Genomic DNA, 23,193 nt, shown 5'->3' with positions numbered 1-23,193 from the left:
GGTATCTCTCCGCGAGCTCCGCTGTTGATAGATACCCCTCATCCGGCGCTTCGCGCCACCTTCTCCCACAAGGGGAGAAGGCAAGAAGACAGGAAGCTACGCAATGCCAATCAGGTTCGACGGACGCGTCGCCATCGTCACCGGCGCGGGCAATGGTCTCGGACGCGCGCATGCGCTGGGGCTGGCGAGCCGCGGCGCCAAGGTCGTGGTCAACGATTTCGGTGGCGCGCGCGACGGCACCGGCGGCTCGCTGTCGCCGGCCGAGGCCGTGGTCGAGGAGATCCGCAAGGCCGGCGGCATCGCGATGGCCGACGGCGCCGACGTCTCCAATTTCGAGCAGGTCACCGCCATGGTCGAGCGCGCTACCAAGGAGTGGGGCAGCGTCGATCTCTTGTGCGCCAATGCCGGCATCCTGCGCGACAAGTCGTTCGGCAAGATGGAGGTGGCCGATTTCCAGAAGGTACTCGACGTGCATCTCGTCGGCACTTTCTATTGCTGCAAGGCGGCCTGGGCCGGCATGCGTGACCGCAATTACGGCCGCATCGTGCTGACCACCTCATCCTCGGGCCTGTACGGCAATTTCGGTCAGGCCAATTACGGCGCCGCGAAGTCCGGCATGGTCGGCCTGATGAACGTGCTCGCCGAGGAGGGCCGCAAGAACGACATCCGCGTCAACATCATCTCGCCGACGGCGGCGACGCGCATGACCGAAGAGCTGCTGCCGCCGCAGGCGCTGCAACTGATGAAGCCGAACGCGATCACCCCTGCGGTCGAGTACATGCTGAGCGAGGATGCGCCGACCCGCACCATCATGGGCGCCGGTGCCGGCTCGTTTGCGGTGATCAAGATTTTGGAGAGCGAAGGTATCAACCTGCCGGAGAGCGAGTGGACGCCGGATGCGATCGCCGCGCATTTCGCCGAGATCAGCGACATGTCGAAGGCGAGGGCGCTGCAGGGCGCGTTCGAGCAGACGCAGAAATACGTCGCGCAGGCAGCAGTGCGGGCGGGGATCAAGCTCTGACCGACGTCGCCGTCATCGGCGCAGGTCCCGCCGGGCTGATGGCGGCGGAGGTGCTGGCGTCAGGCGGCGCCCCCGTCACCGTCTATGACGCCATGCCATCAGCGGGACGCAAATTCCTGATGGCCGGCCGCGGCGGACTCAACCTCACTCACAGCGAACCGCTGCCGCAATTCATGGCGCGCTACCGCGAGGCCGCACCGAAGCTGCAGGCGGCGGTCGAGGCATTTTCGCCCGATGCGCTGCGTGCCTGGAGCGAGGCGCTGGGCGAGCCGACCTTCGTCGGCAGCAGCGGACGCGTGTTTCCGAAAACGTTCAAGGCCTCGCCCTTGCTGCGCGCCTGGCTGCGGCGGCTCGATGCCGCCGGTGTCCGCTTTGCTTTTCGCCATCGCTGGATCGGCTGGGACGGCGAGGGTCGGTTGATCTTTCAGACGCCGAAAGGCGTCTCCGCCATCGAAGCGAACGCCACGCTGCTCGCGCTCGGCGGCGCAAGCTGGCCGCGGCTCGGCTCGGACGCCGGCTGGGTCGACATCCTCGCTGCAAAGGGCATTGCCGTCTCGAAGCTGCGGCCGGCCAATTCCGGCTTCACGGTCGCTTGGTCCAAACTGTTCCGCGACCGGTTCGAGGGCCAGCCGCTCAAGGGCGTGGCGTTGACGATCGGCGCACACACGGTGCGCGGAGAGGCGATGATCACCCGCAGCGGCATCGAAGGCGGCGCGATCTACTCGTTGTCGGCGGAACTGCGCGAGGCTGTGCTGAATCTCGGGCAGGCGACGCTGATGATCGGGTTGCGGCCCGATCTCGACGCCGCTGCGCTGACCACGCGGCTGTCAGGCGTGCGTGGCAAGCAATCGCTGGCGAACTTCCTGCGCAAGGCCGCGCAATTGTCGCCGGTCGGCATCGGATTGATGCAGGAGGCAGCCTTCGCCTCCGGCCGGCCGCTGGCCGCGTTCTCGCCGGCGGAGCTCGCAGGGCTGATCAATGCTATTCCAGTTCAGCTCACCGGAGTGGCGCCGATCGATCGCGCGATCTCGACCGCGGGTGGAATTATGTTCGACGAGCTCGACGAGCAATTCATGCTGCGCAAATTGCAAGGTGTGTTCGCCGCCGGCGAGATGCTGGATTGGGAGGCGCCGACCGGCGGCTATCTCTTGCAGGCGTCCTTCGCGACTGGGGCTGCCGCGGGCAGGGGCGTGCTGGAGTGGCTCAAACGCTAACCCCCGTCATTGCGAGCGCAGCGAAGCAATCCAGAATCCCTCCTCCGCGGAAGTCTGGATTGCTTCGTCGCAAGAGCTCCTCGCAATGACGGCCGTGGCAACGGCGCGCGTACACCTACCGCAGCTTCCCACGCGCGGCCACCGGCAGCGTGCCGATGATGTCCTCGCCGCGCACCATCACCACCTCATCCATCATGTTGACGACGACGCAGACGTGGTTCGGCACGATGCGGACGACGTCGCCGACATTGGGCCGCGTGTTGCTGCGGGAGAGATCGAGAAAACCGTGCTCCTCGGCGAACTTCGCGATCTTGGCTTCGGGATGTTCCAGGATCAGGCCGTGGCCGTCGAGCCCGCCGGTATCCGTCGTCAGCGTTTTCGAGCCGGCATCGAGAATGCCGCGCTCGGGCGCGGCGCGGCTGACCACCGTCGAATAGATGTGCAGCGCGCAATCGTCCCAAGTCGCCGAGCCCGCGGCGACCTGCATGCGATCGTTGTAGATATAGGTGCCGAAGCGGTGCTCGGTGCCGCCCTTGAGCTTGCCGATATTGACGAGGTTCGGCGTGCCGCCGGTCGAGACGATCTTGGCGTCGAGCCCGTGCGCGCGCACGCCAGCCAGCGCCTCGTCGTAGAATTTCTGCGCCTCAGCCCAGCCGGTCTCGGTCGGATACAGCATGAAGCCGGCGAACGCGAGTCCCTCAGACGCCGCGATCTCGCGCGCCAGCGCAATCGCCTCCGCCGGCGTTTCGACGCCTGCGCGCTTGCGCCCGGTATCGCATTCGACCACGACCGAGAGCGGGCGGCCTGACGCCGCAGCCGCCTTAGGCAGGCCGGCGACGACGGTCGAATTGTCGGCCGCCACCGTCATGTTGGCCTTCGCCTGCAGCGCGCCGAGCCGCGCCATCTTCTCATCGCCCAGCAGATTGTAGCTGATCAGGATGTCGTCGATGCCGGCATGGGCCATGATCTCGGCTTCGCCCAGTTTCTGGCAGGTGATGCCCTTGGCGCCGGCCGCGACCTGCATCTTGGCAATGGTCGGGTTCTTGTGCGTCTTGATGTGGGGGCGATTGGCGATTCCGGCGTCGTCGCAGGCCTTCTGGATCCGCGCGATGTTGCGCTCGACCCTGTCCATGTCGATGACGGCACAGGGTGTGCCGTATTCGCGGGCGATCTTGGCTGCAAGAGTTGTTGTCATGAGTTATGCCTGTTCAATCTCTTCGCGGAGCATTTCGAGTTCGAGCCAACGCTCTTCGGCGGCGGACAATTCTTCGTGCGCCTTGGCGATGGCAGCCGATGTGTCGTCAAATTTTTTGCGATCTTTCGCATAGAGACCGGGGTCGTCGAGCACGCGCTGCAATTTTGCAATATCGGCGTGCAGCGTTTCCATCTTCTTCGGCAGCGTTTCCAGCGCGTGCTTCTCGTTGAAGCTGAGCTTGCGCTTGGGCGCGGACGAGGGGACCGCTGCGCGCTCGTCCTTCCTCTCCGCCAGCGGTGGCGCTTTCGGCGCCTCGCGCTTCAAATCGGCGCCACGTTGGCTCAGCATGTCGCTGTAGCCGCCGGCATATTCGGTCCACTTGCCGTTACCCTCCGGCGCAATCACCGAGGTGACGACGCGGTCGAGGAAGTCGCGGTCGTGACTGATCAGGATGACGGTGCCTTCGTAGTCGCCAAGCATCTCCTCGAGCACGTCGAGCGTTTCGAGATCAAGATCATTGGTCGGCTCGTCCAGCACCAGGAGGTTCGACGGCTTTGCCAGCGCCCGCGCCAGCATCAGCCGGCCGCGCTCCCCGCCCGAGAGCACCTCCAGCGGTGTGCCGCGTTGCTCCTGCGCGAACAGGAAGTCCTTCATGTAGCCGACGACGTGCTTCGGCTTGCCGCCGACCATGATTTGATCGCCGCGGCCGCCGGTGAGCGCTTCGGCGAGCGTCGATTTGGGATCGAGGCTTTCGCGGTGCTGGTCGAGCGTCGCCGTCTCCAGATTGGCGCCGAGACGTATCGTCCCGGAATCCGGCTGCATGCCGCCGGTGAGCAGGTTGACCAGCGTGGTCTTGCCGGCGCCGTTCGGCCCGATGATGCCGAGCCGGTCGCCGCGCTGGATGCGGGTGGAGAAATTCTCGACGATCTTGCGCTCGCCGTAGGATTTCGTGATGCCCTTGGCCTCGATCACCAGCTTGCCGGACTGCTCGGCTTCGCTGGCTGCGAGGTTGGCGCTGCCGGCGGTGCCGCGATAGTTGCGGCGCTGGGCGCGCAGCGCATGCAGATTGGCGAGCCGCTTGACGTTGCGCTTGCGGCGGCCGGAGACGCCGTGGCGCAGCCAGTGCTCCTCGTCGACGATCTTGCGGTCGAGCTTGTGCTGATCGCGCTCCTCCTCGGCCAGCACCTCGTCGCGCCAGCTCTCGAACGAGGCAAAGCCGCGATCGATCTGCTTGATCCGGCCGCGATCGAGCCAAGCGGTGGAGCGCGAGAGATTGGTCAGGAAGCGACGGTCGTGGCTGATGATGACGAGCGCGCTGCGCCTGGAGTCGAGCTCCTGCTCCAGCCATTCGATGGTGGCGAGATCGAGATGGTTGGTCGGCTCGTCCAGCAGCAGGATGTCGGGCGAGGGCGCCAGCACGAAGGCCAGCGCCGCGCGGCGCGCCTCGCCACCGGAGAGGTTGTGCGGGTTCTCCTCGCCGGTGAGGCCGAGCTGCTCCAGGAGATAGCGCGCCTGGTGCTGGTCGTCCCCCGGCGCGAGCCCGGACTCGACATAGGCGAGCGTGCTCTTGTGCGCGCCGAAATCCGGCTCCTGCGGCAGGTAGCGCACCGTTGCGCCGGGCTGCACGAAGCGTGTGCCGGCGTCAGGCTCGACCAGGCCGGCCGCGATCTTCAGCAGGGTCGATTTGCCGGAGCCGTTGCGGCCGATCAGGCAGACCCGTTCGGATGGCGCGACGTTGAGCTCGACGCCCGACAGCAGCGGCGTGCCGCCGAAGGTCAGCCTGATGTCTTTGAGTTGGATCAGCGGCGGGGCCATGGCTAACTTTGGCTCGTTGCGGCCTGATCTGCGCGGCGGCGCTGGATCCGGCGCAGTGTCTGGTCGAGCGCCGAGAGGAAGCTGGAGCGGTCTCGCGGCGAGAACGAGCGCGGGCCGCCGGTGACTTCGCCGGCCGATCGCAGGTCCGTCATCAGATTGCGCACCGCCAGCGTCATCCCGATCGATTCTTCGGTGAACGGCTTGCCGTTCGGCGCGATCACGTCGGCGCCCGCCTTCACACAGCGGCTCGCCAGCGGAATGTCCGAGGTCACAACCACGTCGCCGGGCCTGGCGCGCTCGGCGATCCAGTCGTCCGCGGCGTCCATGCCGCTGCCCGCGGCGATGCGCTCGATCAGAGGGTCCTGCGGCACGCGGATGAAATTGCCGGCGACCACGCTCACGGGCACGCCGTGCCGGAGCGCCACGCGATAGATTTCGTCCTTCACCGGACAGGCGTCGGCGTCGACATAGATGCGGGTCGGGGTCTCGGTCATTCCGCCGCGTGGTACCGCATTCGGGCCGCAAAGGCGAGGGGATTGACCCCAGTTCCTCAGGCCCTACGATCGCTCCCGAAACAACAAGAACAGGGAAAGGCCAGTCATGCCGAACCGGCTCGAAACCTACCGCGTCGAGGCCTACAACACCGCCAGGCAGTCCGAAAACAAGATGCACGACGACAATGTGGCCCGCCGCTTCGGCTTTTCCGGCGGGCTGGTCCCCGGTGTCGACGTCTTCGCCTACATGATGCACGTGCCGATCGCGCGCTGGGGGCGGGACTTCCTGTCGCGCGGGCTGGTCGAGGCCCGCTTCATCAAGCCGGTCTATGACGGCGAGACCGCCGATGTCGATGCCACCGAGCACAACGGCCTGCTGACCATCGAGGTGTTCAGTCGCACCGAGCTGTGTGCCACGGGAACGGCGTCGCTGCCGGCGGCGGTGCCGGCAGTGTCGTTGAGCGACTATGTCGAAGTCCCCGCCGCCGCCGAGCGCAAGCCTGTCAGTCCTGCGACATTCGAGCTGGGCAAATGGCTGGGCACGACGCCGCGCCGGTGGGCCGGGCAGGATGCGGCCGACTATCTCACTGACGTCAGGGAGGCCGATCCGATTTTTGCCCGCGAGAGCCTCGGCCATCCCGGCCTGATCCAGCGCGTCATGAACCGCGTCCTGGTGGACAACACCATCCTGGGTCCCTGGATCCACGTGGGCAGCCGCATGCAGCTGCTGTCCGCCGCCCGGGCCGGCGACGAGATCACCGCGCGGGCAAGAGTCACCGCGAACTACGAGAAGAAGGGCCACCGTTTCGTCGAGCTCGACGCCCTCGTCGTCGCCAACGGCACGACGCCGCTCGCGCATTGCCAGCACACCGCGATCTACCAGCCGCGCGAGCAGGCGGCGGCGTAGCGGACAGTTGGGAAAGCCCACGCCCGTCAATCAAGGACGTCGTCATTCCCCGCGAAGGCGGGGAATCCAGTACGCCGCAGCTTCTCGGTCAATCGCTGCCGTCTCGGAGTACTGGATCGCCCGGTCAAGCCGGGCGATGACAGTAGAGTTTGTGGCGACGATAGTGCCCCTTACGCCGCCTTGGCCTTCGCCTCCTGGATCGCGCGCCACACCCGCTCGGGGGTCAGCGGCATGTCGATGTGCTTGATGCCGTACTCCGACAGCGCATCGAGCACCGCGTTCACCACTGTCGACAGGCTGCCGGCGCAGCCGGCTTCGCCGCAGCCCTTGCTGCCGAGCGGGTTGGTGGTGGCGGGCACCGGGTGGTCGCCGACCGTCATGTTGGGGACGTCCTCCGCGCGGGGCAGGGCGTAGTCCATCAGCGAGCCCGTGATCGGCTGGCCATTGTCGTCGTAGCGAATGTGCTCCATCAGGGCCTGGCCGATGCCCTGGACCACGCCGCCATGGAGCTGGCCCGCGACCAGCATCGGGTTGATCACCGTGCCGAAATCGTTGACCGCGCTGTAGCGCACGATCTGCACCACACCGGTGTCCGGGTCGATCTCGACCTCGGCGACGTGGCAGCCGTTCGGGAACGCCGAGGCGACCGGTTCGCTGGTGTGGTCGACATCGAGGCTGTCAGGCACGCCCTCCGGCACCTTGCCGTCATGCAGACGCTTGGCGAGCTCCATGATGTCGATGCTGCGATCGGTGCCGGCGATCGTAAAGCTGCCGTCGGCAAACTCGATATCGGCTTCGGATGCTTCCAGCATATGTGCAGCGGCGCGTTTGCCCTTCTCGATGACGAGCTTTGCGGCCCCCACGATGGCCTGGCCCGTCGCGGTGATCGAGCGCGATCCGCCGGTGCCGTTGCCGGTGTGGACGATATCGCTGTCGCCCTGTACGAGCTTCACGCTCTCGAAGGGAACACCGAGCTGCTCGCACAGCACCTGCGCGAACGGGGTGGCGTGGCCCTGGCCGTAGTCGAGCGTGCCGGTGATGAGCTGCACGGTGCCGTCAGGATCGAACACGATCTTGCCGAGCTCGGGGCTCGGCGGCGCCGTGACCTCGAGATAGGAGCCGACCGCAATGCCGCGCAGCTTGCCCGCCTTCTTGCTCTCCTTCTTGCGCTTGGCGAAGTTCTCGTGGTCGGAGATCTCGAGCGCCTTGTTGAACACGGCCTGGAAGTCGCCGCTGTCATAAGTGACGCCGGACGACGCCGCGAACGGGATCTGGTTCGGCTTGATGAAGTTGCGCTTACGCAAGGTCAGCCGATTGATGCCCATCTCGTCGGCGGCGCGGTCGATCAGCCGCTCCATGTAATAGTTCGCCTCGGGCCGGCCGGCGCCGCGATAGGCCCCCATCAGCGTGGTGTTGGTCAGCACCACCTTGATGTCGACCGCCATCAGCGGCGTGCGATAGACGCTGGAGAAGTTCTTGCCGGTGTTGAGCGAAAGCGGCCCCGGCGCGACGCCGGTGATGTAGGCGCCGAGATTGCCGTAGCCGGACAGCTTTGCCGCGAGGAACTGCCCCTCGGCATCGAGCGCGAGCTCGGCGTGGATCTTCTGGGCGCGGCCGTGGCTGTCGGAGAGGAAGCTGGTGGAGCGCTCGTCCAGCCACTTCACCGGGCGTCCCAGTGCCTTCGCCGCATACAGAATGCACATGTACTCGGGATAGTTGATGTTCTTCATGCCGAAGGAGCCGCCGACATTGGCGGTGAGAATGCGCACCTTCTCGTTCGGCACCTTCAGGTTCTTGGCGAGGTTGGCGCGGTTGCCGGCAACGCCCTGCGTCGGCACCTGAAGCGTGTAGCGCTCGGTCTTCTTGTCGTAGGAGGCAAGCCCCACGCGCGGCTCCATCGAGACCACGGCAACGCGGGTGTTCTCGATGTCGAGCTTGGTCACATGAGCGGCGCTGGCGAAGGCGGCGTTCACCTTGTCCATGTCGCCATAGTGGTAGTCGAGTGCGACGTTACCAGGAATGTGGTCATAGAGCTGCGGCGCGCCGGGCTTGGCGGCTTGCTCCGGGTCCGTCACCGCCGGCAGCGGCTCGATGTCGAGCTCGACCGCCTCGGCCGCGTCGCGCGCCTGAGCCAGCGTCTCGGCCACCACGAAGGCGACGGGATCGCCGACGAAGCGGACCTTGTCGGTCGCCAATGGCTGGCGGTTGGTCTGGAGCAGGGGCGAGCCGTCGCGGCTCTTCAGCGGCAGGCCGCAGGTGAAGGGGCCATAGCCGGCGGCATCGAGATCCTTCCCGGTCCACACGCCCAGCACACCCGGCATCGCCTTGGCAGCATCGAGGCCGATGCTGCGGATGATGCCATGGGCATGGGTCGAGCGGACGACCACGGCATAGGCCTGGTTCGGCAGGTTGAAATCGTCGGTGTAGCGGCCCTTGCCGCGCACCAGCGTGTCGTCCTCCTTGCGGCGGACCGGTTGCCCGACGCCATACTTTTGCAGTGCAATAGCGTTCTCGAGCGTCGACGATTTGGTGTGTTCTTGCATGGGAATTGACCTGAAAAGCCGGCATTTGCGCATTTTCGCGGCAGCGGAGCACCGGACTCCCTCAAATAACCCACCACCCCCGTTCACGACAACGCACGATTGGACATGGTCCCATGTGATGCGTTGTTGCGCAGGCCTGCCGCGCTGCTAATGTTTCAGGCGAATAATCAATTCCAGACCGGCCCGACCGGCCGCGGAAAGACAGTTTGTATGAATGACCACACGCGGCTCCGCGACGGCCATGCGCCGCATAGCGAGCTGGAGGGGTCGATGGCGGCGGTGGCGTTGGCCACCAATCCGGCCGTCGGCGCGCAGGCGCCGGGAACCGGCGTCTATGCGGCGCTGGACCTCGGCACCAACAATTGCAGGCTGCTGATCGCCTGTCCGACCCAGGACGGCTTTCGCGTGGTCGATTCCTTCTCGCGCATCATACGGCTCGGGGAGGGCGTCTCGGCGACCGGGTGCATCAGCGACGCCGCGATCGAGCGCGCCATCGCCGCGCTCAGCATCTGCCGCGACAAGATCAATCTGCGGAAGGCACGGCGGCTGCGGCTGATCGCGACCGAAGCCTGCCGCGCGGCTTCGAACGCGGAAGGTTTCCGCAGCCGCGTTGCGGCCGAGACCGGCATCGAGCTCGAGGTGATCGACCGCGAGACCGAGGCCGCGCTCGCCGTGCTGGGTTGCTCGCCGCTGGTCGACCCCAGGGGGCGGGGCGCGATCCTGTTCGACATCGGCGGCGGCTCCACCGAGCTGGTGCGGATCGAGCGCGACGCCACCAATCCGGAGCCGCGCATAAAGGCCTGGATGTCGATTCCCTATGGTGTGGTCACGCTCGCTGAGCAGTTCGGCGGACGCGACGTCACGCCGGAGATCTATGCCGCCATGGAGCAGGAGGTCGCAAGCCACGTCGCGCCATTCGCCGAGGAGCACGGCCGCGATCTCGCCGACATGCACCTGCTCGGCACGTCGGGCACGGTGACGACGCTGGCCGGCATCCATCTCAACCTCGCGCGCTATGACCGCCGCCGCATCGACAGCATCTGGATGAACGATGCCGACATCACCGCGACCATCAACAAGCTGCTCGGCATGAGCTACGAGGAGCGTGCCGCCAACAGCTGCATCAGCGTCGAGCGCGCCGATCTCGTCCTGGCGGGCTGCGCCATCCTCGACGCTATCCGCCGCGCCTTTCCGCTGCCGCGCCTGCGCGTCGCCGACCGCGGCTTGCGCGAGGGCATGCTGGTCGAGATGATGCGCGAGGACGGCGCGCTCAGGAGCTGGTGAGTATGGCCAAGGACACCACCGGCCGCTTGCACGTCCAGGTCAAGACCGGCGGCAAGCGCAAATTGTCGTCGAAGCTGTGGCTGGAGCGGCAGCTCAACGATCCCTACGTCGCCAAAGCCAAGGCGGCGGGCTATCGCTCCCGCGCCGCGTTCAAGCTGCTGGAGATCGACGACAAGTTCCGGCTTCTGAAGCCTGGCATGGCCGTGGTCGATCTCGGCGCGGCGCCCGGCGGCTGGAGCCAGATTGCCGCCAAGCGCGTCGGATCATTGGAAGGCAAGGGCAAGGTCGTCGCGATCGATCTGTTGGAGATGCCGGAGATTCCCGGGGTCGATTTCGCGCAGCTCGACTTCATGGACAACGACGCGCCCGAGAAGCTCACCGCGATGCTGGGCGGCAAGGCCGACGTCGTGATGTCCGATATGGCCGCCAACACCACCGGCCACCGCAAGACCGACCAGCTCCGCATCGTCGGCCTGGTCGAGACGGCGGCGGCCTTTGCCTGCGACGTGCTCAAGCCCGGCGGCACGTTCCTGGCGAAAACGTTCCAGAGCGGCGCCGACGCTGAGCTGCTGGCCAAGCTCAAGCGCGACTTCGCCACCGTGCGTCACGTCAAGCCGGCGGCGAGCCGGCAGGATTCCTCGGAACGCTACGTGCTGGCGACGGGATTTCGCGGCGGGGGAGCGGCGTAGCCTCGCACTCCGTCATTCCGGGGCGCCTCGAAGAGGCGAGCCCGGAATCCATGTCTCGACGCGTTCCGCGGTGCGATGGATTCTCAGATGCGCAATTGCGCATCATAGTTCGATGCTGCGCATCGCCCCGGAATGACCGAGGAGGTATTCACCCCAGCCGCTGATCCCGCACGTCCTGCGTATCCTCGGATGCCGCCTTGACCGCGGCCTTCTCCGCACCCTTGCCGGCACCCTTGCGGCTCGCGATCTCCACCGCCTTGCGCCCCGAAATCTCGTGGCCGGCGTCCGCGGGCATCTGCCAGAAGAACCAGCTCGAGGCCGCCGAGGTCAGCGCGACCACGACGAAGGCGGGCGCGAACACCGTGGCGTTGAGCTCGCTGACATGGCTGAACCACATCGTGGTCTCGACACAGGCCGCGCCGACGGCGACGCCGGCCGAGATCGCGAGCTGCTGGTTGACGCTGACGAGGGTGGTGGCGCGGCTCATCTGCGCGGTCTCGACGTCGGCATAGGCGACCGTGTTGATCGCAGTGAACTGCAGCGAGCGGAAGAAGCCGCCGACCACCAGGATCACCATGATGATGAGCAGCGGCGTCGTCACCGTGAACAGCGCGCAGACGCCGAGAAAGAACGCGCTGACGATCGCGTTCACCGTCATCAAATTGCGGAAGCCGAAGGTGCGGATGATGCGCGCCGCCAGCGTCTTCATGCCCATCGCCCCGAGCGAGGAGGCAAAGGTGACGAGGCCGGAATGGAACGGCGACAGGCCGAAGCCGATCTGCATCAGGAGCGGCAGCAGGAACGGCAGCGCGCCGATACCGAGCCGGAACAGGAAGCCGCCGAACACGGCTGCGCGCAGCGTCGGCAGCTTCAGGAGCGAGAAGTCCAGCACCGGCGATCTGGTCCGCCGCGCGTGGATGACGTAGAGCGTCATCGAGATCGCTCCGCCCACGACCAGCGCGGCCACCGTGCTCCATGGCAGCAGGTTGAGCCCGGCAACGGAAAGGCCGAAGGCGATGCCTGCGAGCCCCAGCCCAGAGAGCACCATGCCGTAGAGATCGAATGGCTCGCGTTCCTCGCTCTTGATCGGGTCGATGTACTTCAGCGCCATGAAGATCCCGAGCAGCCCGATCGGGATGTTGATCAGGAAGATCCAGTGCCAGGACGCATAGGTCGTGATGAAGCCGCCGAGCGGCGGGCCGATCACGGGACCGATCAGGGCAGGGACCGTCACCCAAGCCATGGCGTTGACCAGCGCGCTCTTATCGACCGAACGCAGCAGCACGAGGCGCCCGACCGGCGTCATCATGGCGCCGCCCATGCCTTGCAGGATGCGCGCGAACACGAAGTCGGTGACCGAGGTCGAGAGCGCGCAGCCGACCGAGCCGACCATGAACACGCCGACGGCGATCGCGAACACCATCCGCGCGCCAAACCGGTCGGCGGTCCAGCCGCTCGCCGGAATGAACACCGCGAGCGACAGCAGATAGGAGGTGATCGCGAGCTTCAGCGTCAGCGGGCTGGTGCCGATGTCGGCTGCGATCGCCGGCAGCGAGGTGGCGATCACGGTCGAATCCATGTTCTCCATGAACAGAGCGGTGGCCACGATCAGCGGAATGACGCGTTGCTTGTCGACCATGAGGGTAATGAAATCGGAAGGAGGGGTGGAGCTGCGGCTTATCACCGCCGTCCGCCGCCGACCATTGCGGATCCACGCATGGCACCTAAATCCCGCGTAACAACGGTGTGACCCACAGCCTCCGTCATGCCGGGGCGTCGCTTCTCGCTCCGCCGTCATTCCGGGGCGCGCCCCTTGGCGCGAGCCCGGAATCTATTGGGCCGCAGCGTTGCCGCCAGATGGATTACGGGTTCGCGACTTCGTCGCGCCCCGGAATGACGGCGGAGGGGACGGCGCACCGAGCCCAACCCCGCTGAATCGGCCAAAAAACCCCTGTGCATGGCTGGCCAGCGGCCCGAATTGCTTTGATTCGTCACGCGGCCGTGCTATCGACCCGCGTCAACCCCACCGATGGGCTCCGATTCTCAAGGCGTTGCCGCAAGGGACGCCGAGGGCGGCGCTCATCCATTAGCATTTGCGGCAGGGCCGCAGGAAGGAGTTGGCAGATGGCCACGGTGCAACTTCAGGGCATCCGCGAAGCCTTTACGTTCGACGACGTGCTGTTGAAGCCTGGCCTGTCCGACGTCATGCCGGGCGAGGTCGACATTCGCTCCCGCGTCACCCGCGCCATCCCGCTCAACATCCCGATCATGGCCTCGGCCATGGACACCGTCACCGAGGCCCGCATGGCGATCGCCATGGCGCAGGCCGGCGGCCTCGGCGTCATCCACCGCAACTTCGATCCCGAAGGGCAGGCCGCCCAGGTGCGGCAGGTCAAGCGCTACGAGTCCGGCATGGTGGTGAACCCGCTCACCATCAGCCCCGACGCCACGCTCGACGACGCGCTCAAGCTGATGAGCGATCACGGCATCTCCGGCATTCCCGTCGTCACCGGCGCCGGCAAGAACACGCCCGGCAAGCTGGTCGGCATCCTCACCAACCGCGACGTGCGCTTTGCCACCGACCGCCGGCAAAAAGTCTCCGAGCTGATGACCCGTGAAGGGCTCGTCACGGTCCGTGAGAATGTCAACCAAGATGAGGCGCGGCGGATGCTGCACCAGCACCGCATCGAGAAGCTGCTGGTGGTCGACGATCAATATCGCTGCGTCGGGCTCATCACCGTGAAGGACATGGAGAAGGCGGTTGCTCATCCGCTCGCCTGCAAGGACGGGCAGGGGCGTCTTCGCGTCGCTGCCGCCACCACGGTCGGCGATACCGGATTCGAGCGCACCGAGCGGCTGATCGATGCCGGCGTCGACCTTGTCGTCGTCGACACCGCGCACGGCCATTCCCGTCACGTGCTGCAGGCGGTGAACCGCATCAAGCGCCTGTCCAATTCGGTGCAGGTCGTCGCCGGCAACGTTGCCACCACGGAAGGCGCGCAGGCGCTGATCGATGCGGGCGCGGATTGCATCAAGGTCGGCATCGGCCCGGGCTCGATCTGCACCACGCGCATCGTCGCCGGCGTCGGCGTGCCCCAGCTCACCGCGATCATGGATGCGGTCGAAGCGGCGAAGAAGGCCGACATCCCCGTCATCGCCGACGGTGGCATCAAATATTCCGGCGACCTTGCGAAAGCGCTCGCGGCCGGCGCCGACATTGCCATGGTCGGCTCGCTGCTCGCCGGCACCGACGAGACGCCCGGCGAAGTGTTTTTGTGGCAGGGCCGTTCCTACAAGGCCTATCGCGGCATGGGCTCGGTCGGCGCGATGGCGCGGGGATCTGCCGACCGCTACTTCCAGCAGGACATCAAGGACACGCTCAAGCTCGTGCCCGAGGGCATCGAGGGGCAGGTGCCCTACAAGGGCCCGGTCGGCAACGTCATGCACCAGCTCGCCGGCGGCTTGCGCGCCGCGATGGGCTATGTCGGCGCACGCGACATGAAGGAGCTGCACGACAAGGCCCAGTTCGTCCGCATCACCGGTGCGGGCTTGCGCGAAAGCCACGTCCACGACGTCACCATCACGCGCGAGAGCCCGAATTATCCGGGCGGGGGTTAGGCGCTTCGGTCGCGCGCGCGTTTTGCGCGCGATAAGATACTGCCGTGCTTGGTTCGCACCGGAGCGGCCCGCGACCGGATTTCGGATAAGCTCGTCGTCGCTGTCGCTCAGGTAAGGTTGAGATGCAATCCTACTCGGCGAATGGCGCTGCATCCACCAGATCAACCACCGAAGGCGCGCTGTATCCTTCGACAAAGCGTTCGCCGAAATCCCGGATGAAATTGTCGTAGCTTGTTTCCGGCCTGGTGCTTGCAATATGGCAGAAGCAGCGGCGGAATTGCCGCTTGATCTGCATTCGCGGGAATTCGGCGACGATCCGCGACACTTCGGCGGCGGGGATGATGTCGTATTGCAGCCCGATGACGTCGAAGCAGATGCCGGCCGTGGCGAGTGCAACCTCGCTCTCTTTGTAGAGAGCGATCGACGGGGTCGAGTTCAGCGCGACGCTGTCCCAGATCAGCTGGGCGCGGCGCCGGTCGAAGCCGCGCTCGGCGGCAAAGTGCCGCGCCAGGTCCGCGCCTTCGACCTCGAAGCGGCGAGGTCCGGCGAAGCTTTCATTCAGCGTGATGTCGTGCAGCAGGGTGCCGACCGCGAGCACCTCCTCATCGTGCACCACGTTCTGCAATTGTCCGAGCCTTGCCGCGAACAGCCACGAGCGGACGACGTGGTTGAACAGATACGGGGCGCAGTGCTGCCGCGCATGTTCGATTGCGGCATCGACTATGGGAGTGTCGGGAACGACGACGCCCGCGAGGGTGCGGTGGGCAGGTTTGTCCATGCTGCTGTCTTTCTCGTTGAGATCTGCAATTCAGGTGAACGAGATCGCTAGCTCCGGATGAATTTCAGCAGCTCGGCGTTGATCTGATCCTGATGGGTGGCCGTCAGGCCGTGCGGGGCCCCCGGGTAGTAGACGTCCTTGGCGCCCTTGATCAGCTTCGCCGATTTGCGCGCGGAGTCCTTGACCGGCACGATCTGGTCGTCCTCGCCGTGCAGGACCAGGGTCGGCACGTCGAACTTCTTCAGGTCCTCGGTGAAATCAGTTTCCGAGAAAGCTTTGACGCTCTCATAGGCATTCTTGGCGCCTGCCTGCATGCTCCACAGCCAGAACTGGTCGAGCGTGCCCTGCGAGACTTTTGCACCCGGCCGGTTTGCGCCGTAGAAGGCAATCGCCAGATCCTTGTAGTATTGCGACCGGTCGCCGGCGACGCCTGCACGAATGGCATCGAACACCTCGACCGGAAGTCCCTCCGGGTTGGCTTCGGTCTTCAGCATGATCGGCGGCACCGCCGCGATCAGCACCGCCTTGGCGACGCGACCGGTACCATGGCGGCCGATATAGCGCGCGACCTCGCCACCGCCGGTGGAATGGCCGATCAGCGTGGCGTCCCGTAAATCAAGCGCTTCGATCACCGCGGCGAGATCGTCGGCATAGCCGTTCATGTCGTTGTGCTCCGAGGCCTGGCTGGAGCGACCATGACCGCGCCGGTCGTGCGCGACGACGCGAAAGCCGTGCTGGGCAAGGAACAGCATCTGGCCGTCCCAGGCGTCTGCATTCAGCGGCCAGCCGTGCGAGAAGGTCACGACGGGGCCTTGGCCCCAGTCCTTGTAATAGATCTCGGTGCCGTCCTTGGTGGTGATCGTGCTCATCGTTTTGCGTCCTTTGGGGTGAGGAGAGGGTTGTGGAGCCAGTCGGCGAGCCGGGTCCGCCCGAGCTGTGGCTCGTCGCCCGGCGTCAGCGACTGATCGTTCAGGGGCAGGCCGAAATAGTCCGCCCGGATATCGGGGATCACTCGGCGTGTGTCGCCCCTGGCGGCCAGAACCTGCTGTGCAAACTCATCGAGGCCACGCCTTTCGGGACCAGCGATCTCGATTATGCGGTTGCGAGGCGGACCAAGCGCCAATTCGGTCAGTGTGGCCGCGACGTCGTCGGCAGCGACGGGCTGGAGATGCGCAGGCGACAGCCGGATCACGTCGCCCTCGGCGCCGCCTGCGATGATCGCGTCGATGAATTCGAAGAACTGGGTCGCGCGCAGGATGGTGTATGGAAGGCTTGATGCTTGGATGAGCTCCTCTTGCACAAGCTTTGCGCGAAAATAGCCGCTCGTCTCCAGTCGGTCGGTACCCACCACCGACAGCGCGAGATGATGCTTCACCTCGGCGGCGGTTTCGGCCGCCAGCAGGTTGCGGCCCGAGGTCCGGAAAAAATCCATCGCGGTCTTGTCGTCGAAGGCGGGCGAATTCGAGACGTCGATTACGACTTGTGCACCGTCGACTGCTTCGGCGAGGCCCTCGCGGGTCAATGTGTTGACGCCGGAGGAGGGCGAGGCCGCGACCACCTGGTGGCCTTTGGCCTGAAGCCTGCGCACCACATTGCTTCCGATCAGGCCGCTGCCGCCGATCACCACGATCTTCATTGTGCCCTCGCGTCTCGTTCGCTCCAGATGCGGCAGGATGCGCCGGAATCCGGCCCAAGACCTTGGTATGGACGTGCAGCGCCCTTGGTTTTCGCTTGAAATCTACTTGGAGTTTCGTCCAAACAGGGCGCAGCAGCCTCGGCTGGGGTGCGCCGAGAGCGGGATGCCGCTCGGGTTTCAATCAGGGTCTTTGTGGTGCGGTTCACCTTCGAAGCCTATGTCCTCGATGAGGACCGGCGGGAGTTGCGGCGGGACTCCGAGGCGGTCAGCCTCACGCCGCAGGCTTTCGATCTGCTGCTGTATCTGGTGCGCAACCGCGGCCACGTCGTCAGCAAGAATGATCTGTTCGACACGGTCTGGGGCGGGCGGATCGTCTCGGAATCGACGCTGGCCAGCCACATCAACGCTGTGCGCAGGGCGCTGGAAGACAGTGGAGAGGGACAGCGGCTGATTCGAACCGTTCCGCGCAAGGGGTTCCGCTTCGTCGGCGAGGTGCACGTAGCGGCCGATCAGCGCATCGCGATCGTGCCGTCGGCGGAGAAGCCGGTTGCCGCGCTCGACCTGCCCGACCGGCCCTCGATCGCAGTGCTGCCGTTTCTGAACCTGAGCGGGGACCCCGCTCAGGACTACTTCGCCGACGGCGTCGTCGAAGACATCATCTTCGGTCTGTCGCGAATCCGCTGGCTGTTCGTGATCGCCCGCAATTCCAGCTTCACCTACAAGGGCCGCGCGGTCGATGTGAAGCAAATTGGCCGCGAACTGGGCGTGCGCTACGTCCTGGAAGGCAGCGTGCGCCGCTCCGCTGGCCGCGTGCGCATCACCGGACAATTGATCGACGCCTCTACCGGCGCTCATCTGTGGGCTGAGCGGTTCGAGAGCGCGATGGACGACATCTTCGAACTGCAGGACCAGATCACCGCCAGCGTCGTCGGCGCGATTGCGCCGCAGCTCGAACTCGCCGAAATCGAACGCGCCAAGCGCAAACCGACCGAAAGCCTCGATGCCTACGACTATTATCTCCGCGGGCTGGCGCAATTCCACACCGCGACCCGCGACGGAATCGATGCGGCGTTGCCACTGTTCTACGGGGCGATCGATCGCGATCCGGACTTTGCTGCGGCTTATGGCATGGCGGCGTGGTGCTTTTACTGGCGCAAGATGAATCGCTGGCTCGCAGACCGCGCCGCCGATGGCGCCGAGGCGGCGCGGTTGTGCCAGCGCGCGGTGACGCTGAACAAGAACGACGCAGTTGCATTGTGCCGTGGCGGCCACACATGGCCCCATTTCGGCGGCGATCTGGACACCTGCGTCGCCCATGTAGACCGCGCGCTGGTGCTCAATCCGAATTCGTCGACGATCTGGTATCTCGGCGGGTATCAACGAATCTCGATGGGCGAACACGACAGCGCGATCGACTATTTCAGTCGCGCCATGCGGCTCAGCCCGCTCGACCCCGAGATATTTCAGATGCAGACCGGGATCGCGATGGGACATCTGTATTGCCGCCGCTTCGACGACGCGGTGGCGTCACTGCAGCGGGCATCGCGGCAGATGCCGAACGTCCTGCGGGTGGCCGCCTTCATGGCGGCGAGCCACGCGCTAGCCGGGCGGATGGACGAAGCCCGTGAAGCGATGGCCCACGTCCGCAGGCTGGATCCGACTTTACGGGTCAGCGTTTTGGAGGATTGGCTGCTCGTCCGCCGCCCGCAGGATTTCGCGCTCGCCTCGGAGGGCATGCGGATGGCCGGGCTACCCGAATGAAGGACGCTGTCTCGGCACAAAATGCTGGAAACGGCGACAACGGATCTGAACAGGCTTGATCGGCGATAGGCCTTGAATCGACGCTGACGCGCCCTCGGCTCCGAGGGGCCAACCGCTCACCGCTTTTGTGTTGACGCGCCTCGCTGCCTCCGCTTCCGTCCGTATCGAAAGACAAAAGGAGGAAGCCATGGCCCAAGCCAAACGCATCGTTCTCGCCGCGCGTCCCGTCGGCGAACCCAAGCCGTCTGATTTTCGCCTGGAGGAATTCGCCGTTCCGACGCCAGGGCAGGGCGAAGTCCTGCTGCGCACGATCTGGCTGTCGCTCGATCCCTATATGCGCGGGCGCATGAGCGAAGGGCCGTCCTACGCAGCTCCGGTGCCGGTCGGCGGCGTGATGGAAGGCGAGGCGGTCAGCGAGGTCGCGGCCTCCAACAATCCCGATTTCGCGGTCGGTGACATCGTGCGCATCCGCTCGGGCTGGCAGACTCATGCGATCTCGAACGGCAAGGGCCTGATTAAGGTGGACCCCAAGCTCGGGCCGATCTCGACCTCGATCGGCGTGCTCGGCATGCCCGGCATGACCGCCTATACCGGCCTGCTCGACATCGGCAAGCCGCAACCGGGCGAGACTGTCGTCGTTGCCGGTGCGTCCGGCGCCGTCGGTTCGGCGGTGGGGCAGATCGCGAAGATCAAGGGCGCACGCGCGGTCGGCATCGCCGGCGGCAAGGACAAGTGCGACTACGTCGTGAAGGAGCTCGGTTTCGATGCCTGCATCGATCACCGCGATCCCGATCTCGCCGCCAAGCTGAAGGAAGCCTGCCCAAAGGGCATCGACGTCTATTTCGAGAATGTCGGCGGTGCGGTGTTCGAGGCGGTGTTCCCGCTGCTCAACCCGTTTGCGCGCGTGCCGGTGTGCGGCCTGATCGCCCATTACAACGACACCGAGGCCAAGCCGCCGAAATGGGCCGCCAGCCTGATGCGCGCCACGCTGACCAAGCGGCTGACCTTCCGTGGCTTCATCGTCTCCGACTTCGCCGCCCGCCACGGCGACTTCCTGCGCGACATGTCGGGCTGGGTTCGCGTCGGCAAGGTCAAGTACAAGGAGTTCGTCACCGAGGGCCTGGAAAGCGCCCCCGGCGCCTTCATAGGCCTGCTGAAGGGGGCCAATTTCGGCAAGCAGCTGGTCCGGGTCGGGCCGGACAAGGCCTAGGCATGATCCGGAAAAATGTGAAGCGGTTTTCCGGAAAGATCATGCCAAAACAACAACCTAAAGCGCGAGCGCATTCATCGCGCTTTAGGCGACAGGGACTGGGCCTTACGTGGCCCCGCGGGCACACGCCGCGTGGGGATAGTTAAGAAAGAGTCACCAAATGGTCACACCTGCCCGCAAAAGCCGCGGGTGTGACCGCCTGTTCATTGACGGCCGGACGAAGGCATTGAATCATCGCGCATATTTTAGGTGCTGCGATGTTAGAGATTGGTATTTTCTGCGTCATCCTCCTAGCCGTCGGCTATTGGGCGACCATGTTCATCATGGGCCGTCGCGACGACGTCATCCATGGCAAGTTCGTTCACGCCGAGGACGAGGGCGAATTCGCCCCGGCCGCAATGCCTGCGCCTCCGCCATTCCCGAAGCGTCCCGTGAAAGCTGCGCAGCGCCCCGCTGCTCAGCCAGCCGGCACCGAGGCCAAGCCGGTGAACAGCGCTGCGCTGCAATCGCTGCTCGCGGCCATCCAGCAGGATCTTAAAAGCGTGGCTTGAGTCTTTCGCGAGGCCGCAACACAGCATGATTCGGAAAAGTGGGTGGCGGTTTTCCGAAAAGTCATGCTCAAACAGTAACCCAAAGCGCGATGACGATTCATCTTAATCGCATCGCGCTTTAGGCGGCGTGCCGCATGCGTTCGATACTCTGAGTAATATGGTTTCCTGCATCGTCAGCGACCTTCAAAGACATGTCCGCCATCCGGCGGCTGGTATCGAGGGCGCTTCTGATCGAATCGCGCATCAGATCGGTCTGCACAGCCGCCAAATCCTGCGGAGTTCGGCAGCGCCAGAGTTCATTCATACGGTCCATGGTCCTCTCGATCTGCTGTCGAACGAAATCGAAGTACTCGCGTGAGACGCCGTTCATTCCTTTGACGACCGCGGTTGTAGAGTACATGATTGCTTCAGCGTTGCGGACCGATCGTTCTGTTGCCTGCTCCGTTTCATTGCCCGTCACACCGAACGTGCGACCAAGCTGATCAGCAGACCGGCCCAACATCACAGTGGCCATGTCGACGCCGAAGCGCCAACTGTTTTGCAACATCTCGGCATTCTGTTGCAGCAGGTGACTGCTGGCTTGGGCCACCTCCTCGCTGGCCTCAGCGGTAGCTAAGCCGATCCGTCTGGTTTGCTCAGCGGTCCTTTCGGCGGCGCGGCGCATTGTGTCCTCAGGGCTTTGCGTAGACTTTTCCTCCTGGCGTGGATTAGCCATCTGTTGCTCCTTGGTTATTGTTGGTGACGTCGGATCCTCTCCGTCACAGGTGCGATCCTTAGCGGCCAACGTGGGCATTTCTCGACCGTTCCGGGGCACGTGATTTTTAATCAATCCTCCGCGATCGCGCGCAGGAACGAGCGCCTCAACTTCCAATTACTCCATGGATTGGTTCACTTGCTTGGCACCGCGGGTCTCATGTTCATACCCTCGATCATCAAGGGTCAGTAAGTAATGACCACCGCTGAAACCGTGTTGCTCATCGCTGCCTTGTTATTGGCGCTTCTCGTCGTCGGTAACATCGGCTTCTCCAAACTGGCCGAGTGGAGGAATCCACCAATCGGCAAGTTCCTCGAATGCGACGGCGTAGTGCTCCACTATGTCGATCGAGGGGATCCGGCCGCTCCTTGCGTCGTGCTGCTCCATGGCAACGGATCCATGATCCAGGACTTCACGATCAGCGGTCTGGTCGATCTTCTTGCCCGCACCAATCGCGTGGTGTGCTTCGATCGCCCAGGCTTTGGCTATAGTCAGCGGCCGCGGCTCCGAATATGGACCGCGGCAGCTCAAGCCGCTCTGTTGGCGAAGGCACTCAATCAACTTGGAATCCGCAATCCGGTTGTGCTCGGCCATTCTTGGGGCGCCTTGGTCGCTATCGCTCTCGCCGTGCGAAAGGATTATCCGACCCAGGGTCTTGTGCTTGCGTCAGGGTACTATTTCCCGACCGGCCGATTGGACGTGTGGCTGATGTCAGGTCCAGCCATACCGGTCCTGGGCGACCTGGTCAGTTACACTGTCGCGCCGATCGTTTCGTGGGCCGTCCTGCCAGGAGCTCTTCGCAAGATCTTTGCGCCCCGTTCTGTCCCGCAGACGTTCAGGAATGAATTTCCAGCGTCTTTGGTGCTCAGACCCACACAGTTGAGGGCGGCTGCGGAGGAAAGTGCACTCCTCATTCCAACTGCAACACAATTCCAAGCTTATTATCCAGCCATCGGCGAGCGAGTGCAGATATTCCACGGAACAGAGGACCAAGTGATCGAATTCAGACAAGCGCAGGATTTACATCAAGCACTGCCTCGGTCCGATCTTCACCTTGTTCCAAATGCCGGGCATATGGTCACGTACGCAGACCCCGCCGCCATCGTGGAGGTCGTCAACTCAATGACGAACTCCTGAGATCGGCAGCGACGGCCGTCACTGGGCCTTGCCGCGTGCAGGCGCAGCAATCGGCCGCAATTCCATTCTTGATATGCCTGCTGCGACGTTCACACCTGTCTGCGCCTGGACGGACACCGGCTGCAAGGCAATCGTACGATCCGAGCCGCCCACCAGGAGGTTGGCACCAACTCCGGCGCCGACAGTGCCGCCGGCGGTCGCGCCCGCATAAGTTCCGGCCAAGGCTGCCCGGCGAACTGTCGTTGGCGCAAACACGGTCCAAACGAGCTGACCGCCGGACGTGGCTCCTATGTCCAGACCAAGCGTGCTGACGGTGCCTTCGTAAGCCTCGCGCGCCCTGCCTCGTGCCGATGCATAGATGCAGCTCAGCTGCCGTTGTCCCGCAACAATCATGCCGACTCCGGGCGATATGTTGCACGTGAGTGTGCCGGCTCTCGAGCGCCCAGCCTCCTGCGCCGTTGCCGGAACCATCGTGAGGACGAGTGCCAAGGCCGCGCAAGCCGTGGCCAAATTGGTCAGCCTCGCTTCATTCAGCGTTGTCCTGGTCATGGGGCCTCCATCGACGTAGTCTGATCGTCCTTCAATG

20 protein-coding genes are annotated in these 23,193 nt (G+C 64.8%); 10 read left to right on the top strand and 10 right to left on the bottom strand.

Features of this window, described 5'->3' with window-relative positions; translation table 11 throughout:
- Positions 1-103: 103 nt before the first annotated feature.
- Both I6F37_RS09305 and I6F37_RS09300 read left to right on the top strand, forming a co-directional pair.
- Complete coding sequence (locus I6F37_RS09305) at positions 104-1,021, top strand: SDR family NAD(P)-dependent oxidoreductase (protein WP_225125772.1); 918 nt, start codon at positions 104-106, stop codon at positions 1,019-1,021.
- Entirely contained in the window at positions 1,018-2,235 is a 1,218-nt protein-coding gene (locus I6F37_RS09300; protein WP_225151161.1) for a TIGR03862 family flavoprotein, read from the top strand. The genes I6F37_RS09305 and I6F37_RS09300 overlap by 4 nt, the downstream gene beginning before the upstream one ends.
- A gap of 115 nt (positions 2,236-2,350) precedes the next feature.
- Here I6F37_RS09300 and I6F37_RS09295 read toward each other — a convergent pair whose 3' ends face one another.
- The 3 genes from I6F37_RS09295 to I6F37_RS09285 are packed head-to-tail and all read right to left on the bottom strand — an operon-like array spanning position 2,351 to position 5,739.
- Entirely contained in the window at positions 2,351-3,430 is a 1,080-nt protein-coding gene (locus I6F37_RS09295; RefSeq protein WP_225151013.1) for a D-TA family PLP-dependent enzyme, read from the bottom strand.
- Between the two features lie 3 nt (positions 3,431-3,433).
- The gene (locus tag I6F37_RS09290; RefSeq protein ID WP_225151011.1) at positions 3,434-5,245 is read right to left on the bottom strand and encodes an ABC-F family ATP-binding cassette domain-containing protein; all 1,812 of its coding nucleotides are present in this window, start codon (positions 5,243-5,245) and stop codon (positions 3,434-3,436) included.
- Between the two features lie 2 nt (positions 5,246-5,247).
- Positions 5,248-5,739: a YaiI/YqxD family protein gene (locus I6F37_RS09285; RefSeq protein ID WP_225112214.1), complete on the bottom strand. Its 492-nt coding sequence runs from the start codon at positions 5,737-5,739 to the stop codon at positions 5,248-5,250.
- 106 nt (positions 5,740-5,845) lie between these two features.
- On the opposite strand from I6F37_RS09285, the gene I6F37_RS09280 reads away from it, so the two are divergent.
- The gene (locus I6F37_RS09280) at positions 5,846-6,646 is read left to right on the top strand and encodes a hypothetical protein (protein ID WP_225151009.1); all 801 of its coding nucleotides are present in this window, start codon (positions 5,846-5,848) and stop codon (positions 6,644-6,646) included.
- Between the two features lie 170 nt (positions 6,647-6,816).
- Here I6F37_RS09280 and I6F37_RS09275 read toward each other — a convergent pair whose 3' ends face one another.
- A complete protein-coding gene (locus I6F37_RS09275) occupies positions 6,817-9,189 on the bottom strand; it encodes a xanthine dehydrogenase family protein molybdopterin-binding subunit (RefSeq protein WP_225151007.1) in 2,373 nt (790 codons plus the stop codon).
- Between the two features lie 210 nt (positions 9,190-9,399).
- Between I6F37_RS09275 and I6F37_RS09270 the strand changes: the two genes are divergently transcribed.
- On the top strand, positions 9,400-10,473 hold the full coding sequence (locus tag I6F37_RS09270; protein ID WP_036001035.1) for a Ppx/GppA phosphatase family protein: 1,074 nt from the start codon (positions 9,400-9,402) through the stop codon (positions 10,471-10,473).
- 2 nt (positions 10,474-10,475) lie between these two features.
- Positions 10,476-11,162 carry an RlmE family RNA methyltransferase gene (locus I6F37_RS09265; RefSeq protein WP_225151006.1) on the top strand — a complete coding sequence of 229 codons (687 nt, stop codon included), beginning with the start codon at positions 10,476-10,478 and terminating at the stop codon, positions 11,160-11,162.
- A gap of 148 nt (positions 11,163-11,310) precedes the next feature.
- Here I6F37_RS09265 and I6F37_RS09260 read toward each other — a convergent pair whose 3' ends face one another.
- Positions 11,311-12,801: an MDR family MFS transporter gene (locus I6F37_RS09260; RefSeq protein WP_225140203.1), complete on the bottom strand. Its 1,491-nt coding sequence runs from the start codon at positions 12,799-12,801 to the stop codon at positions 11,311-11,313.
- A 485-nt stretch (positions 12,802-13,286) separates the two neighbouring features.
- Between I6F37_RS09260 and guaB the strand changes: the two genes are divergently transcribed.
- Entirely contained in the window at positions 13,287-14,780 is a 1,494-nt protein-coding gene (guaB, locus tag I6F37_RS09255; protein WP_036001027.1) for an IMP dehydrogenase, read from the top strand.
- A 130-nt stretch (positions 14,781-14,910) separates the two neighbouring features.
- Here guaB and I6F37_RS09250 read toward each other — a convergent pair whose 3' ends face one another.
- From I6F37_RS09250 to I6F37_RS09240, 3 genes are read right to left on the bottom strand one after another with little or no spacing between them, the layout of a single operon-like run.
- Positions 14,911-15,558: a hypothetical protein gene (locus I6F37_RS09250; RefSeq protein ID WP_057028914.1), complete on the bottom strand. Its 648-nt coding sequence runs from the start codon at positions 15,556-15,558 to the stop codon at positions 14,911-14,913.
- Positions 15,559-15,605: 47 nt separating this feature from the next.
- Positions 15,606-16,427 (bottom strand): alpha/beta fold hydrolase, encoded by an 822-nt coding sequence (locus I6F37_RS09245; protein WP_225112217.1) that lies wholly within the window; start codon positions 16,425-16,427, stop codon positions 15,606-15,608.
- Positions 16,424-17,194 carry an SDR family oxidoreductase gene (locus I6F37_RS09240; protein ID WP_225112218.1) on the bottom strand — a complete coding sequence of 257 codons (771 nt, stop codon included), beginning with the start codon at positions 17,192-17,194 and terminating at the stop codon, positions 16,424-16,426. Before I6F37_RS09240 ends, I6F37_RS09245 begins: the two co-directional genes overlap by 4 nt.
- 195 nt (positions 17,195-17,389) lie before the next feature.
- Here I6F37_RS09240 and I6F37_RS09235 point away from each other — a divergent pair, with 195 nt between their 5' ends.
- The 3 genes from I6F37_RS09235 (at position 17,390) to I6F37_RS09225 (ending at position 20,716) form a co-directional block, all read left to right on the top strand.
- Positions 17,390-18,955, top strand: coding sequence for a winged helix-turn-helix domain-containing tetratricopeptide repeat protein (locus tag I6F37_RS09235; protein WP_225112219.1), 1,566 nt, complete (start codon positions 17,390-17,392; stop codon positions 18,953-18,955).
- A 187-nt stretch (positions 18,956-19,142) separates the two neighbouring features.
- A complete protein-coding gene (locus I6F37_RS09230) occupies positions 19,143-20,165 on the top strand; it encodes an NADP-dependent oxidoreductase (RefSeq protein ID WP_225112220.1) in 1,023 nt (340 codons plus the stop codon).
- Between the two features lie 257 nt (positions 20,166-20,422).
- Positions 20,423-20,716 (top strand): hypothetical protein, encoded by a 294-nt coding sequence (locus I6F37_RS09225; protein ID WP_057028917.1) that lies wholly within the window; start codon positions 20,423-20,425, stop codon positions 20,714-20,716.
- 118 nt (positions 20,717-20,834) lie between these two features.
- On the opposite strand, the gene I6F37_RS09220 is transcribed toward I6F37_RS09225, so the two are convergent.
- The gene (locus I6F37_RS09220) at positions 20,835-21,431 is read right to left on the bottom strand and encodes a phasin family protein (RefSeq protein WP_036001015.1); all 597 of its coding nucleotides are present in this window, start codon (positions 21,429-21,431) and stop codon (positions 20,835-20,837) included.
- 234 nt (positions 21,432-21,665) lie between these two features.
- Between I6F37_RS09220 and I6F37_RS09215 the strand changes: the two genes are divergently transcribed.
- Positions 21,666-22,607, top strand: a complete 942-nt coding sequence (locus I6F37_RS09215) for an alpha/beta fold hydrolase (RefSeq protein ID WP_036022562.1) — start codon at positions 21,666-21,668, stop codon at positions 22,605-22,607.
- 18 nt (positions 22,608-22,625) lie between these two features.
- Here the strand turns inward: I6F37_RS09215 and I6F37_RS09210 are convergent, their stop codons facing one another.
- Positions 22,626-23,156 carry a DUF992 domain-containing protein gene (locus tag I6F37_RS09210; RefSeq protein ID WP_225112221.1) on the bottom strand — a complete coding sequence of 177 codons (531 nt, stop codon included), beginning with the start codon at positions 23,154-23,156 and terminating at the stop codon, positions 22,626-22,628.
- Between the last annotated feature and the right edge of the window lie 37 nt (positions 23,157-23,193).

Origin of the sequence: Bradyrhizobium sp. NBAIM08, from assembly GCF_020193935.1 — a bacterium.
Classification (GTDB): Bacteria; Pseudomonadota; Alphaproteobacteria; order Rhizobiales; family Xanthobacteraceae; genus Bradyrhizobium; species Bradyrhizobium yuanmingense.
Note: the sequence above shows the minus strand (reverse complement) of the source record. Positions and strands in the feature narration are given on the sequence as shown.

Bases quoted from the DNA above. Each gene is read 5' to 3' on its own strand.
- I6F37_RS09265 (WP_225151006.1), top strand. From the start codon at position 10,476: ATGGCCAAGGACACCACCGGCCGCTTGCACGTCCAGGTCAAGACCGGC.
- I6F37_RS09305 (WP_225125772.1), top strand. From the start codon at position 104: ATGCCAATCAGGTTCGACGGACGCGTCGCCATCGTCACCGGCGCGGGC.
- I6F37_RS09220 (WP_036001015.1), bottom strand. From the start codon at position 21,431: ATGGCTAATCCACGCCAGGAGGAAAAGTCTACGCAAAGCCCTGAGGAC.
- I6F37_RS09240 (WP_225112218.1), bottom strand. From the start codon at position 17,194: ATGAAGATCGTGGTGATCGGCGGCAGCGGCCTGATCGGAAGCAATGTG.
- I6F37_RS09215 (WP_036022562.1), top strand. From the start codon at position 21,666: ATGACCACCGCTGAAACCGTGTTGCTCATCGCTGCCTTGTTATTGGCG.
- I6F37_RS09210 (WP_225112221.1), bottom strand. From the start codon at position 23,156: ATGACCAGGACAACGCTGAATGAAGCGAGGCTGACCAATTTGGCCACG.
- I6F37_RS09250 (WP_057028914.1), bottom strand. From the start codon at position 15,558: ATGGACAAACCTGCCCACCGCACCCTCGCGGGCGTCGTCGTTCCCGAC.
- I6F37_RS09290 (WP_225151011.1), bottom strand. From the start codon at position 5,245: ATGGCCCCGCCGCTGATCCAACTCAAAGACATCAGGCTGACCTTCGGC.
- I6F37_RS09285 (WP_225112214.1), bottom strand. From the start codon at position 5,739: ATGACCGAGACCCCGACCCGCATCTATGTCGACGCCGACGCCTGTCCG.
- I6F37_RS09275 (WP_225151007.1), bottom strand. From the start codon at position 9,189: ATGCAAGAACACACCAAATCGTCGACGCTCGAGAACGCTATTGCACTG.
- I6F37_RS09295 (WP_225151013.1), bottom strand. From the start codon at position 3,430: ATGACAACAACTCTTGCAGCCAAGATCGCCCGCGAATACGGCACACCC.
- I6F37_RS09260 (WP_225140203.1), bottom strand. From the start codon at position 12,801: ATGGTCGACAAGCAACGCGTCATTCCGCTGATCGTGGCCACCGCTCTG.
- I6F37_RS09270 (WP_036001035.1), top strand. From the start codon at position 9,400: ATGAATGACCACACGCGGCTCCGCGACGGCCATGCGCCGCATAGCGAG.
- I6F37_RS09225 (WP_057028917.1), top strand. From the start codon at position 20,423: ATGTTAGAGATTGGTATTTTCTGCGTCATCCTCCTAGCCGTCGGCTAT.
- I6F37_RS09280 (WP_225151009.1), top strand. From the start codon at position 5,846: ATGCCGAACCGGCTCGAAACCTACCGCGTCGAGGCCTACAACACCGCC.
- I6F37_RS09245 (WP_225112217.1), bottom strand. From the start codon at position 16,427: ATGAGCACGATCACCACCAAGGACGGCACCGAGATCTATTACAAGGAC.
- I6F37_RS09230 (WP_225112220.1), top strand. From the start codon at position 19,143: ATGGCCCAAGCCAAACGCATCGTTCTCGCCGCGCGTCCCGTCGGCGAA.
- guaB (WP_036001027.1), top strand. From the start codon at position 13,287: ATGGCCACGGTGCAACTTCAGGGCATCCGCGAAGCCTTTACGTTCGAC.